This window comes from Lacrimispora brassicae (assembly GCF_054772055.1).
Genome location: NZ_BRYH01000023.1, coordinates 284,032 through 299,852 on the forward strand (window position 1 = coordinate 284,032; position 15,821 = coordinate 299,852).

General features: G+C 45.7%; 8 protein-coding genes. 1 reads left to right on the forward strand and 7 read right to left on the reverse strand.

Features of this window, described 5'->3' with window-relative positions; genetic code table 11:
- Positions 1-2: 2 nt before the first annotated feature.
- The 7 genes from ACYVD3_RS11610 to gpr form a co-directional block, all read right to left on the reverse strand.
- On the reverse strand, positions 3-6,344 hold the full coding sequence (locus ACYVD3_RS11610; RefSeq protein WP_460642677.1) for a hypothetical protein: 6,342 nt from the start codon (positions 6,342-6,344) through the stop codon (positions 3-5).
- Between the two features lie 101 nt (positions 6,345-6,445).
- Positions 6,446-8,098, reverse strand: coding sequence for a cell surface protein (locus ACYVD3_RS11615; RefSeq protein ID WP_460642678.1), 1,653 nt, complete (start codon positions 8,096-8,098; stop codon positions 6,446-6,448).
- A gap of 322 nt (positions 8,099-8,420) precedes the next feature.
- Positions 8,421-9,311 (reverse strand): tyrosine-type recombinase/integrase, encoded by an 891-nt coding sequence (locus ACYVD3_RS11620; protein ID WP_460642679.1) that lies wholly within the window; start codon positions 9,309-9,311, stop codon positions 8,421-8,423.
- A gap of 426 nt (positions 9,312-9,737) precedes the next feature.
- Positions 9,738-10,952, reverse strand: coding sequence for a radical SAM family heme chaperone HemW (hemW, locus tag ACYVD3_RS11625; RefSeq protein ID WP_460642680.1), 1,215 nt, complete (start codon positions 10,950-10,952; stop codon positions 9,738-9,740).
- Positions 10,942-12,756: a translation elongation factor 4 gene (gene lepA, locus ACYVD3_RS11630; RefSeq protein ID WP_460642734.1), complete on the reverse strand. Its 1,815-nt coding sequence runs from the start codon at positions 12,754-12,756 to the stop codon at positions 10,942-10,944. Before lepA ends, hemW begins: the two co-directional genes overlap by 11 nt.
- A 106-nt stretch (positions 12,757-12,862) precedes the next feature.
- Entirely contained in the window at positions 12,863-14,266 is a 1,404-nt protein-coding gene (locus ACYVD3_RS11635; RefSeq protein ID WP_460642681.1) for a stage II sporulation protein P, read from the reverse strand.
- 56 nt (positions 14,267-14,322) lie between these two features.
- Positions 14,323-15,300 (reverse strand): GPR endopeptidase, encoded by a 978-nt coding sequence (gene gpr / locus ACYVD3_RS11640; RefSeq protein ID WP_460642682.1) that lies wholly within the window; start codon positions 15,298-15,300, stop codon positions 14,323-14,325.
- A 230-nt stretch (positions 15,301-15,530) separates the two neighbouring features.
- Here gpr and rpsT point away from each other — a divergent pair, with 230 nt between their 5' ends.
- Positions 15,531-15,794 carry a 30S ribosomal protein S20 gene (rpsT, locus tag ACYVD3_RS11645; protein WP_460642683.1) on the forward strand — a complete coding sequence of 88 codons (264 nt, stop codon included), beginning with the start codon at positions 15,531-15,533 and terminating at the stop codon, positions 15,792-15,794.
- Positions 15,795-15,821 lie beyond the last annotated feature (27 nt).

The following is a 15,821-nucleotide window of genomic DNA, read 5'->3' on the forward strand; positions in this document are numbered from 1 at the left end:
CCTTACTGCAGCCAGGCTCCATCTCCGCCGACGTTATACCCATCCGGCGTTATCTCGCCTATGTACATGGAACCCAGGGGTCTCCCTGCGTTATCCTTATAGATCCACTTTTCCGTTGCCGGATCGTAACCGTAGGTCTCCATACTGTTCTGCTCCGTAAAGTAATACCATTTTCCGCCGATGTTCCTCCAGCCCTTTGCCATCATTCCTGTCTCAGGGTCAAGATAATACCAGCGGTTGTCCTCTTTATCGTAATGCCAGTCAGCCTTCATTTTTCCCAGCCAGCCATCGGATTCTGTATTACAGTAATACCAGTTAAGCTTTTCATCACGGAACCATCCATAATCCATGATCCCGTTGGCATTGAAGTGATACCACCCGTTCCTGTTCACATCTCCGTTGGCAAAATCAAGCTTTGCCCACTGGCCTGTCAGACGGATTCCTCCGTTTAACACAAAGGCCCACTGGCCCCCGTTTCCGGACAGTTCCTCCCAGTTTCCATTGGTCCCAACGGTATAACTTATGCTCCGGCTGGGATTGTACGGACTGGTTTTTACTCCGCTTCCGCTTCCTCCTCCGCCTTTGCTTCCTCCCTTGCTTCCGGATCCCTGGATCTTATCATAGTGGTCATAACGCTCATCCAGTACCTCATCTAACGGCTTTGTGACTTCCTGAAGCTTTTCCAGGGCTTTCAGCAGTTCGTCAAGGGTTGCCTTGGGGGACGTCCGGTCCAGGGCCTCCAGGGCCTCTTTGATGGCCTCTTTGAGCTTTCCGGTTTCCTTTAACGTCAGGAAATAGTCATCACTTTTATCAATGGCATCCTTTACGGCATCCTCCAGCTCTTTCCTGGAATGATCCACTTCCTTCTTGTTGTCCAGATAATACGCATATACATAGGTCTTCCGGTTGATTTCCTTATCCGGATCGAAGTCACTAAGGCGGTCTTCCCTGTAGCTCCAGCCCACATAATTGTACTCTACTCCCTCTTCACTGACAAAAAGGTCCGCCGGTTCTTCCAACTGGCCGTATTCAAAGATATAATACCCGTCACTTGGGGCTTCTCCCTTTCTTACCTTGAAGTAATACAGGTACTTAGGAAGGGCTGTCTGGTTTAAGAAATACAGCCGGTAAGCCTTTGAATACACCAGCACATACCTGGTTCCCGCCTGGGCCGTAAAGGTGAACAGGCCGCCGGTCTCTTCCATATCCTCTGACAGTTCCACCAGCTCCGCCTGGACCGAACCGTCAACCGGGTCCGTACTCAGCCGGTACAACTGGTAATCCATCATGTCCACATCAGCCTTATCCAACTGGACATAGGTGACAAACTCCGCCTCTGACGGCGTGGCCATGGCCGTCTTTCTGCCATTGACATACCGCTCAATGTCCACATTCAGTCCCCAGGCCGCCTTAAATGCCTGGCTATGGTCGCTGTTGTAGTCGGCTGATGCCTTAACCGCATTGGATTCCGTGGCCTTTGGGGCATTTTTCGTATATACCACCTTATAGGTCACATCCGCGTGGTTCTGATCCATCAGTATCCGGTCTGCATCAGTAGTAAGCTCTTCCTCCAGACCAGGTACTTCTCCAGGATCAAGGGCGATCTCATTTCCGCTTCCTCCCCGGACCTCATCCACCACTGTCGCATTGCTGGGGCTGGCTGTGGGGCGGGAATAATAGGCGGTAAACACCAGGTTGGTATCCGGCATATCAAAGGCAAGCTTTCTCTCATACAGCTTTCCTGTAAGTCCGGGCACTGAGCCAATGGTAATCTTCCAGTACTGGAATGCTCCTCCGGCTCCATTGACCTCGTCTGCGGTGATCTCCACCCGGTCTCCCTTATGGGCTTCCTCATATCTGGCTGTATCAGTCTCTTCCTGATCTACACTCACCACCTTGCCTTCCAGGGTCTCCACGATGTAGTTGGGGATGTCCAGGGCTCCGCCCGGATCTGTGGTGATAGCTGATCCGTCGGGCAACCGGCTCCCCGCTGTGATTCCTGTCTCACCCTTTGATCTGGCTACTACGATATATTCCTCGTTGTAATCCAGCCCGGAAAAGGTCACGCTTCCCGGATTTCCGGTCACTGCCTGCCATCCGCTACTTTCGGTTTCCCCAGTTACCACAACTGTTCCATCCTTATTTAAAACCGCATAATCCGACTTTTTATCAGCCGGTTTGATCACAAGCACTGTCTTTCCTTCGTGATTTTCATCGTACAGGATCTGGTAGTTGGTCTCCACCACCGGAGTCAGCACTTCTGCAGGATCACTGATGTTGCCTTCTGTTTCTTCCATCTGGTTTCCCACTGCAGCCTGCACATTTCCTGCCGCCTCATACACAAGGTATCTGGCTCCCGGATAGAGTCCGTCAAAATACACCCGGCCTGCAATGTTTCCTGTCTGCACTCCCACGATCTTTCCTTCCAGGTCAGTGATGATGTACTGATAACCTGTAGTGGTGTGATAAACGGTGATCTTTCCCTTTCCTTCCCCGTTAAGCCCGGTGGAGGCATCGGGAGTTGCCACCTCCGTTCCGAATACTGCCGGGTCCGCATAGAAACGTATGGTATAGGTATGTCCGTTCTTTAATACATCCGTTGATTCGACTTCCGAATCCCCGTCATACCAGCCATCCAACAGATAGTTGACCTCCGGCACATAGCCCGGTATCTGGCCTGTGATGTCTCCCCAGGTCCTGTCATACTGGATATGCAGGGAGGTAAGGCTTCCGTCTGACAGGGAAACGTGTTCTCCTGCCGCAAACCGGATATCGACCCATTTCTCCGGATCTTCTTCAAAGAGGGCCGTAATGGCTGCATCCCCTGTAAAACGGTGATCCTCTCTCAGAATGTGCTCTCCGTCATCCAACGAACCGTTTCCATTATGGTCAAGGAACCAACCGGCAAACCGGTAGTACTGGGCTGCCTGAGCCAATGGTACCAGGTGTTTTTCCTTTAGCTTGCTCCAGGTATCACTGTCGGTCTGACCGGCTGCGGAGCCGTCGTTTTTCAGTATGGAAGTCTCGTAAACTCCTGTTCCTGCCCCCTGCTCCTGAACATCAGCAGATACTCCACTTCCATGGGAGATGGAACCATTGGCTCCGGACCGATAAGTAATTTTAGACCATTGAGACGGTACACGGTCATACCGGTAGCTGACCGTCAGGTCATCGTTTGGCATGGTCCCTGTAAAATCATGTCCGGTATCAAAGCTTCCGCTGGAAGCCGGCACTGCTGCCGAACTTTCATAGGTGTATCCGTATAATTCCCGGTACTCCCCACTTACCCCAATATCCGCTGTTTTCTTCTGGACTTCCTGATTACTGATATTTTTCAAATCATTATCAAGAGTGTCATTATCCAGATAATTGACTGTAAACCAGTATCCTTCCCCTGTTGCTTGATATACATATGTAATTTCTACCGGCTGGTTGGGCATGACACCTGAAAAGCTGCCGCTGCTTCCAAAACTTCCCTGAACAGCACTGACCAGGTTTCCATCTGTGTCATCCGCAGTATCTCCGTCTGTTATGCTTTCTGATACTAACTGGTATCCGTAAAGATCTATGGGAGCTGCGTTAATGGCATCCTCCGGGTAATAGGGTGTCACACTGGGAGCATGGATCACGGTTCCGTTCTCTGTCACATAGCGCACCGTTAAATTGGATCTGGCTGCCGGATTATTCCGGTCTACCTTGTATGCATATTTCACAGCCGCAGCCTGCCCCGGCATCCTTCCGGTAAATTCTCCTGTGGAGCCGTCCAGGATTCCTATGGGGACTGCTCCCAGCCCGTCATAGTTGTAGTCTTCCGGACTAATAAGGAAATCTAAAAGACTCCACAGATACCCATGAATGTTCTTTTTCTGGGACTGAATCTCCGCTTCCACGGAATAAACATTCTCCGTAGTCGTTGTCTGGAACACAATAGAACCGTTCTGGTTGGTATAATCCACCGTGTAATCAAACTTCACAGACGGATCTGACTCCCATATGGCGTAATAGGTAACCGGTCCGTCCGGATAAACGGCAGGAAGGGTTGAAATGTATTCCGGGCTGCTCTGACTGTTTGCCTTGCTCCAGCCCTTAAACACGTATCCATACCTGGTTACACCGGGAAGAATAGCATTTACGCTGCTTCCGGCTATTCCTGTCAGGATTTCCGGCTGGGGGGTCCCCCCGTTGACCACAAAGCCGATAGATGCATCAATCCTGGTGTATTCGTAGGTAATTACCACATCCTGCCCCGGCATAATACCCGTTATTGTCCCAAAAGTATCCCCTGCTGTTTCTACCGCAGTCAAGGCACTGCCGCCCCCCTGATCAATGATGATTCCGGTCAGTTCATACCCGGAAATCGCTGACGGCGGCTGGATCACCATCTCATCGCCCGACGCAAAAGACAGGCTGGGTGTATCCGGCGCACCTGTTACGGTTCCTCCTGTAGAGGTATCCCGGTAGGCAAAGCTTACGGTATATCCGTTGCGCTTTAAAACCGTATTCCCGGAATTCTTAAAGACAGGGGATCCGAAATTGTCAAAGACATCGGATCCAATGGTGGCATAGATTCCGGCCCCGTTTCCTCTATCCTCATCCGCAAAAAAGTTGTCTGCAAATGGACAGGAAGAAAAGCTTCCTGAATAATCCTCAGAAGGAACGGCTATAACAACTTCCTGACTTGCGGCTGTTGACTCTCCCACAGAAGCATCTGGAATCTGTGCTGAAGTCACACCAATCCGGGAAGTGCCAAGGTCCCCCTCTACAGTAATGTACTTTCCGGCACCCAGATAAACATTTGCTTTCTCTCCTGCCGTACTTTCATTATCCGTAATATGGATATTATTCAGCACCGTGAACTTTCCCGTGCTATTAAAATTAACAGCACCTGAACCATTTGATATATTGTTGGAAACCGTACCTGAGTTTATAATCAGGCTGGCACTTCCTATTACATTCAAGGCACTGCCTGATAAAGGTGCTGTTATCTTATTACCTGTAAAAGTAGTTCCTGCATTAATATGCAGTTCCCCTGCATTTGCTTCTACAAATGGATGAGCGCTTTCAACGCCATTGCCATTTATGATGATATTATTAAATCTTAATATACTGTTATTGGAACTAATACGAAACATGGGACCGGTGGGGCTGGTTCCACGCTCCAGTTCCACAATGTCTGAGATTGTTTCACCATTATCATCGAAATTACTGCTTAATATTGTAATATCGGTTCCAGATCCGACAGGAACATCTATCGATCCATCAATAGGACCATAATCCATGATATAAATGTATCCCCTCTTACCATTCAACTTTGACATCGCAAAGTCAATTGTTGCAAATGGTTGTGAATAGGAACCGTCACGAGATGTGCTGTCAATACCGCTTGATGAAACATAATAAGAAGTGGGCCTAACCGTGTATGCCACACGTCTATGGGCAATCTCATATGGACGGACCTCTACTTTCCATGAGTAGGCAAAAGCTGAATCCAGGTATGTACCTGCATCGCCCAATGCATTTGTCTTAATATCTTTACTTGAATTGAAATTATCCTTATTTTCTTTGAATACATAATTACTATAAAAAGTATCTGTGTAAGAAGACTCAAAATCATCCGGTGCTGTAATTAAACTATTGCAATTGTGATGACTGTATGCGCCGATCCATCGCTTCACGCCCCACTCATCCCCATAGATCCTTAAGGCAGGATCATTGGTAATACATTCAAAAGTGGCCATTGCATCAGCACCGGATCTTCCATTCACCATGTAAAAGCCTTCTCTGGTTCCAAAGGTTCTGCTGAGATTTGCACCATCATCATCGCCTATTTGAACATCTGCGGTAGTCCCAATATACATCGTCTTTGAAGTAATATTTTTATTATAGATATAGTAATCCACAAAAACATACTGCCCATCCGGGCTGCTGTTGGTTTTCACTGACACTTCCATATTGGGAAACTTGGCATGGTTAGAAGCAAATTCCATTACGCCGCCATTGTATGTACCAGAATTGGGTTGATAGGTGATTTTTCCGCTACTCAGCGTAGAATTATTCATGTAGGTGTGATATCCCTGAAAACCAAAAACCGTTTGTAGAATCTCGGTGTTATTGGCTGGATAAGTATATACACCGCTTTTTTTAATACCAGCCAAATCAAATCTGGCTCCGTTGCTTAAACTGGCCCAAATTGTATTATCATTATGCCCATTGTCAATTCGAGAATTATCTATCTCCGGCAAAGCATATGCAGTGATCCCCCCTGTAACGGGAATCCCTCCAAGCACAATACAGATGGCCAGCAGCCCAGCTAACATTCGCTTAATTCTTATTTTTATTCTCACTCTGACTTTCCTCCTTGCATTTAGTATTTATGTGGAAAACAAACAGGCCTGATGCTGTTTTTCCACATTCTGTAAGTGGTTTTTTCAATAAATACTTATGCTCAAAAATTAAGTCTTTCCTCTGAAGGCAATTCATCTGTTGAAGGATCCGTATCATAGCCGCCAATCAGGCCTTCTTCATATGGATTCTCCTTGTTATTTTTGTCATAATGATAGAATCCGGTTCCGTCTGCTCCTGTTCTCCATCTGGGCTTCTCATCATCTCCCACCCAGGCTGCGAACCTGTCATTTATGATAAGGAGATATCCGCCATCTTTATCCTTTACTGCCTTTTTATCGCCCTTTACAATCTTTCCGTTGATGTCAACTACCTGATAATAAGTCTCATCGTTTTTACGGACCTCTACCACACCGTAGCCAAATCCTTCATCTGCTTCCAGCTTAAGTCCGTTGATGTAATACCGGTCGTCTTTTCTCTGAAGCTGGTTCCGGTTCCCATATGCCTTTCCGTTACCGGAAAATCCAAATGTAAAGATCCCGTCCTCCAGTTCCACTTTGATTTCCTTTCCAATCTGCATGGAACCGTCATTTAATTCATCCGGTGCGAACAGATACAGATCGGATTTTTCAATTCCATACAGAGAGCCATTTATAAAGTGTTCCGAGCTCCAGGCATCCACATCGTACTGGGCCACAAAATCCGATTTTCCGTCAAACAATACAAAGCCTGTCTTCATTCTTCCGATTCCGTCGAAAGCATAATTTTTTCCGCTGATATTACGGATCCGGTTTCTATAAACTTCGCCGTTTTCATCCGTATGCCACCAGCTGCATTCCTGATCATTATAATCCGTCTCATCCAGATTCTCCGACGGATACATCCAGAACCACATATTTTTTATAAGCCCGCCTCCATCATACGCGGAATAATATCTTGCGGAGGTGGAGGTGGAAGGATTGCTTTTATCCGCATTGCTGATGGTTGCCACTTTGTTCCACCAAGGAGCCATAATTCCATTTTCATCAAAACCATAAGTATTTCCGCCGATATTTTTTTGCTTTAAAACCTCTCCTTTACTGCAGATCTTTTTGGAGTTGTCATCAAAATAAAGCCACATTTTTTCGTAATCTGAATAATAGCGGTCTGTATTGGCACTAAGGAGCTCAGAGCCTCCCACCCCATTGCCGATCTCACCATAATCCAGCCATCTCTCCGTAAATATAATTCCATCTTCCCCGGAATAATAAATTCCTTCCACAAACGGATCATCAGAATCATTAACGGAATTACCATTTTCATCAAACCAACCGGTCAGCATCTGTCCATCCTCATTGAAAATATAGGTATTTCCATTGATCTTCTTTTTGAAACTGTTATTCTTTCTCTGATACGCCTTGCCGTCTGCTCCAAAATAGTACCAGCCTTCTTCAAAATTCCCTTCCGGATCCTTGGATTCATTGATCCAGATCCAGGTGTTTTGAACCATCTTTCCATCTTCATCAACAAAATAACTGGTATTCCCAATACTGAACATACAGTTCTTAAGAATCGTTCCAGCCGATGACAGATAATACCAATCATCCTTTGACTTTTTCCATACATTGGTCATCGGACGATCATCCGAATCAAGGTATGACCATTCATTGTTCTCGATTTTCCAGCCTTCAGCCGCAAAGACATCTTCGGAAAAAGAAGACATTAAAAATCCCATTGAAATCACAAAAACCGTTAACACATATAATTTCTTTTTCATTCCTCATTACTACCTTCCTTTCTCATTAGTTGCATCATGTAGATGTTTTCTGCCATAGGAATTAATGGCAGTCTCCAGATTTATCTCCCCGCAATATACAACAGAATTCCTCTTTTGTTGTAAAAAAAAAAAAACCGGTTCTGACTTCACGTCCCGGTTGATCATTTCTAAATATAGACACGCCAAAAAAGGCCGGTTTAACAAAAACAATACAAACCGGTCTGCTTATTGTGCGTAAATTTTGTAAATGGGAGAATTAAAAGAAAAATACTGGATTTTATCTCCATTATGTAGTAGAATATTTTAAGATACTGTTCTGCTTTTACAACAAAAGAGGAATTCTGTTGTCAACACCAATCAGCAATCTGAGTTTTTCCAACTGCCTGATATGGTTATAGCCGCTTTCCATCGTATAAATACGGGTTGTATCAACGCTGCTATGTCCCAATATATCGGCAAGCCTGGATAAATCCTTTTCTGAATCATAATAGGACCTGGCAAATAAGTGGCGCAAATTATGGGGATAAATCTTTTCCCGAGCAACTCCCGCCTCCAATCCCAAGGCCTTCATATCTCTCCAGATATTGCTTCTGTCTAATGCGGCTCCATTCTTTGTTATAAAAATCATACCGCTTTCTATATGTTTTTCCTTCGCATACCTTATTAACATCTGGGATAACTGTCTTGTAAGAAAAACCGTTCTCACCTTTCCCTTACAATCCACTTCCGCCTTTCCTTTTACCGCAGCCTCTACCGTAATAAAAGGCAGCTCTGAAACACGGATACCTGTTGAACAGATCGTCTGTATCAGTAAAGCCAATCTTATATTGCCTTTGTTCAAAGCCGTCCTTACCAATCTCGTATACTCAATCTTTGACAATTCCTTGTTTGCCGAACAAAAAATATTACGGCTGATTTTAAGGAACTTCACTTTACAATCCCCCCAATTGCAATAATTGAAAAAGCCATTAAGGGCAGCCAAAGCTCCATTAACAGTCACAGGAGCCATTTTTTCCCTCAATACACCCTTCCACATAATTACAATTTCCTTTTCAGCAGATCTTCCATTGAGATAGTTCATAAATAAACAAAGATGATGCCTATATCTTATTATCGTTTCTTTGCTTTTTTCACATCCATGCAGCCACGTACAATATTCATCAATCAGTGCATCTGAAACGATTTTTTCTTTTCGTTTACAGTCCTTTTCCATGTTGTCCTCCTATTATGCTATACCATATATTTTAAATACGAATCATTCCCAATTCAGGGGAAAAATATTCTACATTTTCGAAAAGTCAAATCAAAAAACAGAAACCTCCCTGAAAAACAAGAAAATTTCTGTCTGGTATTGAAAAGAAAACCTATCAACTCAATCCGCTTTCCGTGTCATCGTTTTTTAACGAAGTTTCACCTCATATGCAATCTGACAAAGAACTAATTTATGAGCATATTTGAACTACGTGATTCTTGTTATAGTATGATAATGTTGGACATAAAATTCAAAATTTTTCTTCTTATCTTCACCAATTACTTTACTTTAACACAAATCAAATAAGTCATAATACGTTCTAAATATGAGGTTAGTCGTATCGAATAATAACAGTTATTATTCCTTCACTTTAACATGGACTTACGCTTACACTAAAAACTGGCTCATGACGTAATTACTGATGTCGATCCCCCTGGAGGTCAGGCGGTAATAGCCATTGTCATATTCCATAAGACCATCTTTTCCCATGGAATCCAACACCGGACCGTAAACATTCCGGATATTGTGGCCGAAGCTGCTGACGAACCCCTGGGCTGAAATGCCCTGGGTCAGGCGCAGCCCCAAAAACATGTACTCTTCCATCTTTTCCTCTATGGTAAGCCGTTCAAGCTCCTGCCTCAGCACTTCCTGAAATACTTCCTCCTGGTCAAGACGGGCGCTGCAATACTCATTGTAAGCAGAGGTATTGTGAAAACGGCATCCATTCAAATAGGAAGACGCCCCAAGGCCTAAGCCCAGATACTCCATTCCTGTCCAATAACCGATGTTGTGCCTGCACTCGTAACCCTTTTTGGAGTAATTGGATATTTCATACCTTTCATACCCCTGCTCTTTTAGAAAATCCCTGGTCATATAATACATTTCCCGCTCCGCATCCTCATCTGGCAAATCCGGCAGGGACTTAAGACAATGGCGCTCTTCCTGTGTCAGGGAATAATTTTCCATTTTACCATGCTCCCCATACCGGTCAAAATAAGGGGTTCCCTCTTCCACGATCAGGCTGTAGGAAGATATGTGTTCCGGCTTCAGCATGGTCACTTTTTTTAAAGTATTCTTCCATGATTCCACTGTCTGTCCAGGAATTGCCGAGATCAAATCCACATTCACGTTGTCAAATCCAGCCATACGGACTCTCTGATAGCTTTTTAAGAATTCATCGTAGGTATGGATTCTGCCTAAATAGCCCAGTTCTTTGTCATCTGCGGACTGCAGCCCCATGCTGATCCGGTTTACCCCTGCCTCCCTGTAACAGACAAGGGATTCGGCCGTAACCGTACCGGGATTAACCTCCATGGTGATTTCTGCATCGGCCAGGATCTCAAACCCATTGGCAAGAGCATGAAGAACTGCTGTCATGTCCTCTATACTTAATATAGAAGGAGTGCCTCCCCCTATGAATACGCTGATCACCTGGTATTCTTTGACTTCGGCACTCTGGAATTTGATCTCTTCTACTAATTTTTCTGTATACTCCCGCTGCATCTGCCGGTTTCCGGGAAATGAAAGGAAATCGCAGTAAGCACATTTACGTGCGCAGAACGGGACATGCACGTAAATCTCCAGATTCTTTTTATTCATCATCTAATTTTAATACGCTCATAAATGCCTTTTGCGGTATCTCTACGTTACCGACCTGGCGCATGCGTTTTTTACCTTCCTTCTGCTTTTCAAGGAGTTTTTTCTTACGGGAAATATCACCGCCATAGCATTTGGCAAGTACATCTTTTCTCATGGCCTTTACTGTTTCTCTGGCAATGATCTTGCCTCCGATGGCTGCCTGGATGGGGATCTCAAAAAGCTGTCTTGGAATCTCATCCTTAAGCTTTTCGCACATTCTCCGTCCTCTGTCATAGGCGGATAAGGCATGAACAATAAAGGAAAGGGCATCCACTTCTTCCTTGTTCACCAGGATGTCCAGCTTTACAAGCTCTGACCGCTGGTAGCCCTTCAGTTCATAGTCAAAGGACGCATATCCCTTGGAACGGGATTTTAAGGCATCAAAGAAATCGTAAATGATCTCGTTTAAAGGAAGCTCATATTTTAAAAGTGCTCTGGTAGCTTCCATGTACTCCATTCCCAGATACACCCCCCGCCGTTCCTGGCACAGGGTCATGATGGCGCCTACAAATTCCGTGGTCACCATGATCTCCGCACTGACGATTGGCTCTTCCATATATTCAATTTCCATTGGATCAGGCAGATTGGAAGGGTTGGTCAGTTCCAGCTTCTCCCCGTTCTTTTTATAAACACGGTAAATAACTCCCGGGGCCGTTGTTACCAGATCCAGATTGTATTCCCGTTCCAGACGCTCCTGAATGACCTCCAGATGAAGAAGGCCCAAAAATCCGCAGCGGAAACCAAAGCCAAGGGCCAGAGAAGTCTCAGGCTCAAAGAACAGGGACGCATCGTTAAGCTGAAGCTTTTCTAAGGCATCCCGCAGATCATTGTAACGGGCTCCGTCCGCAGGATACAGGCCGCAGTAAACCATGGAGGTCACCTTCTTATAGCCTGGAAGGGGCGTCTTACAGGGACGGTTGGCAAGGGTAATGGTATCGCCCACCGCAGTGTCCTTTACATTCTTTATGCTGGCTGCCAGATATCCTACCATACCGGCGCTTAAGGCTTCGCAGGGAAGGAACTGGCCTGCGCCGAAATAACCTACTTCCACTACCTCTTCCACTGCTCCCGTAGCCATCATGAGCACCTTGTCGCCTTTTCTTACGGTTCCTTCCTTCACCCGGAAGAAAACGATGACGCCTTTATAGGAATCATAAAAAGAGTCAAAAATCAGGGCCTGAAGGGGTGCCTCAGGATCTCCCTCGGGAGCCGGGATCTTTTCTACAATGGCTTCTAAGACTTCCTCCACATTTTCTCCTGTCTTAGCGGATATCCTGGGAGCCTCCCGGGCTTCGATCCCTATGACATCCTCGATCTCCTCTACCACACGCTCCGGCTCCGCGCTTGGAAGATCGATTTTATTCAAAACCGGAAATACATCAAGGTTGTGATCAAGAGCCATGTATACATTGGCCAGTGTCTGAGCCTCGATCCCCTGGGAAGCATCCACCACCAGGATGGCTCCGTCGCAGGCTGCAAGGCTTCGGGAAACTTCATAGTTAAAGTCCACATGGCCCGGCGTATCAATCATGTTAAAAACGTACTCTTCGCCATTCTTTGCCTTGTAAACGGTCCTGACCGCCTGGGCCTTGATGGTAATTCCCCGTTCCCGTTCCAAATCCATATTATCAAGCACCTGAGACTGCATTTCCCTGCTGGTCAACAGCCCTGTTTTCTCTATAATCCTGTCCGCAAGGGTTGATTTTCCGTGGTCGATATGAGCGATAATGCAAAAATTACGTATCTTATTCTGCTGGGCAGCTGCCATATAATTAATTCCTCTTTTCTGATGTTTCTGGTGTTTTCCGGCAAGCACCCATCGAAAGGGCAAAATCCGCCAGATTACTATGATATCTTTAAAATATACCATTTTTTTAATTTCCTTGCAACACCATATCTAAAACTTCTGCCAGAGGTTCCATGGCGTTTAACGCTTCCTGGTATGTATTGGTCTGTGCACCCACTTCAATCAGGGCCGATCTTGCTCTTAAATGCTGGTTATACCGAAGTCCTTTTATGTATATTTTCCGGGTCAGATTAGGAAAATAGGCCGCTGCGTCAAGCTGCATCTGAAAGCTGAATGCAAGGTTCTGCTCCCTATAAGGGTTGGGAAGATATTCAATCGGCCCTTTTGGTGTCTGGCTGACTCCGTTAAAAAACATAATGGGAGCTGTGGGTTTTCCATTGACCTGGTTTACCATGTGCAGATGCTCATTTACTCCATCCCGGTGGACATCCAGTATCACCTCAATGGAGGGATTGTTCTGAAGGATGCCGGTAATGCCATCCAAGGCAAAAGTATATGCCTTGTTTCTGTCCAGTTTTCCGTTCTGTAAATCATAAACCGAGGTATCATGGATCACATTGTAACCCTTAGCAGTCAAAAGCTCCGTAAGATAGCTTCCGATTCCCACCACAGTCGCATTGGGATTATCCGGCCCGTGATCTGCAAATTCCTCCTGGGAATGGGTATGATAAATAAGGATCTGGGGTTTGTCATTGCCCTCTTCCAGGGTGAAATTCTGGGAAAGGAAGTCATCTGCCTTCATTAAATCCCTGCCAACCGTTGTGGAGGTATGGACGTTGTAAAAATGTTTTATGAGAAAATCGTAATCAGCCAACTGCTCCTTGCGGTATAGGTTCCCTGCTATAGGCCATACGCTGCTCACTGCGCAGGTCATGGCAGGGTCCTTATCCCTGGTCTGAGTATTTCCTTTTTCAGCCGATGCTGTCTGGTTGGTCTCTGCCGCCTGATTCTGCCCCGGTGCCGGGTTAGCTGCCGTATCCCCTCCAACCGATGGCTGCGCCTTATGGGTCCCGGCATTAACGCTTCCATCCTCTCCGCTTTCCTCTCCCCCGTCATATAAAAGGAAGCTGTGTTCCTCATAAAATTTTCCGCTTTCCAGATATCCTTCATAGGCCGGATCAATATCCCCATAATCTGTTTCTGTCTTTCCGCTGCTGCCGGCATACCGGTAAAGAGGGGACTGGCTGAAAAGGAAATCACAGAGAACATTTATAAAAGATTTTTCATTGCTCCCGGATAAAATGCCGTTCTGGCCATTCTCTTCCCATGCTGCGGCCGGATACTGGTGCCGCCAGATATAGGAAGCCCCAAGGCCGGCTCCTTCTTTGGCCCAATTTTCCGCCTTGCGAAAGTCCGCCTTTTTCCCGGCCTCTGAAACTTCCTTTACACTGAGAAGAACGGCCAGAACCAGGCTTACTGCAATCATCATTTTTCTTATAAACCAGTTAATTCCCTTGTTTCTCTGCTTCATGGCCGCCTTCCTGCATAGATTATTCATAATATCCTATGCAGAATGACTGTCATTTACTACGAATCTTCCTGTCCCAAAAATGCCAGATGGATTCCTTCTGAAATGGTAAAGCTCAGTTCCTTTACTGTTTCATCAATATCCGGAGGAGTCACATACATGGGTCCGAACTCCGGCTCCAGCAATTCCCGAATGAGATCATACTGTTCATCTGAGTTCAGATTTCCCATAAAGTCCCCCATTCCCTTTGTTTCCATGCTTTCTGAAAGTGCGCCTATCATGGCGGAAACCGTATCATGGACAATGGCCGCAGCCCCTACAACCGTAGGCACTCCAATGGCCATGACCGGAATTCCAAGGCTTTCCAGAGTAAGGCTGTGTCTGTGGTTGCCCACTCCTGATCCTGGATGGATTCCTGTATCCGTAAGCTGAATGGTTGTCCCAAGGCGCTTTACGCTTCTGGCCGCTAAAGCATCAATGGCAATAATAAGATCCGGCTGTGTTTCTTTTATGATTCCCTTTAAAATCTCGGCGCTTTCCATTCCTGTCTGGGCCATGACTCCCGGAACGATACCGCTGATAACAGGCATGCTTCTTCCCTTCCAGAAATCCTCACCGTACTGGACTTTTAAATGCCTTGTCACCTGCAGGTTGTTAAGGACCCTTGGTCCAAGGGAATCCGGGGTTACGGAAGAATTGCCAAGTCCTGCCACCAGCACATGAAAATCCGGTGTCCGATAATCTTTTCCTTCAAGGAGATGCTCGATCTGGCTTGCCAGCTCTTCTGAAACCTCCCTGTGATAATCCTCGTCTTTCAGGGAAAGTTCATCGGCTTCCAGGGTAATATAGGTTCCAATGGGTTTTCCCATGGCCTTTTCGCCTTTTTTGTCAAGAATCTTTACCTCGGTCATTTTTATATGGCTGTCTGCCCGATGCCACTCCCGCAAGGACACTCCTGATATTTCGCCGCCGTCGCCCGGGAAGCTTTCTCTTTCTTCTACTGCAAGGTCTGTACGAACTGTAAACGTGTTTTCCATTTTTTCCACCTTTCCTCTTTAATTGCCCATGCTTTTGGGGCATAAAGGTATGCCAGTAAAGCTTTCCAGCATTTCTAAGGTATTTTCTGCAAAAATACGGGAATTATGTATTGACATATGCGTCGAAATTCGTTAGAATACAAAGGTATGTTTACATTGAACTGTCCGTGTCCAGACTTTGATGCAAAACAAAAAAATTATTATATATCATTTTATTGGAGGTGTACCGATTGGCTAACATTAAATCTGCAAAAAAGAGAATTTTAGTAAACGAAACAAAAGCTGCTAGAAACAAAGCGATCAGATCCAAAGTGAAAACATCTATCAAGAAGGTAGAAACTGCTATCGTTGCCGGTGACAAGGCTGCTGCACAGGCAAATTTAGCAAACGCTATCGCAGAGATCGATAAGGCTACTACTAAGGGCGTATATCATAAGAATACCGCTTCCAGAAAAGTATCCAGAATCTCCAGAGCTGTAAACACATTGGCTTAATTTATAGAACAGAATTTTATCCCGTTC

What these genes read in the sequence shown, in the direction of transcription:
- ACYVD3_RS11615 (WP_460642678.1), bottom strand. Translation starts at nt 8,098, where the DNA reads ATGAAAAAGAAATTATATGTGTTAACGGTTTTTGTGATTTCAATGGGA.
- hemW (WP_460642680.1), bottom strand. Translation starts at nt 10,952, where the DNA reads ATGATGAATAAAAAGAATCTGGAGATTTACGTGCATGTCCCGTTCTGC.
- ACYVD3_RS11635 (WP_460642681.1), bottom strand. Translation starts at nt 14,266, where the DNA reads ATGAAGCAGAGAAACAAGGGAATTAACTGGTTTATAAGAAAAATGATG.
- ACYVD3_RS11620 (WP_460642679.1), bottom strand. Translation starts at nt 9,311, where the DNA reads ATGGAAAAGGACTGTAAACGAAAAGAAAAAATCGTTTCAGATGCACTG.
- lepA (WP_460642734.1), bottom strand. Translation starts at nt 12,756, where the DNA reads ATGGCAGCTGCCCAGCAGAATAAGATACGTAATTTTTGCATTATCGCT.
- gpr (WP_460642682.1), bottom strand. Translation starts at nt 15,300, where the DNA reads ATGGAAAACACGTTTACAGTTCGTACAGACCTTGCAGTAGAAGAAAGA.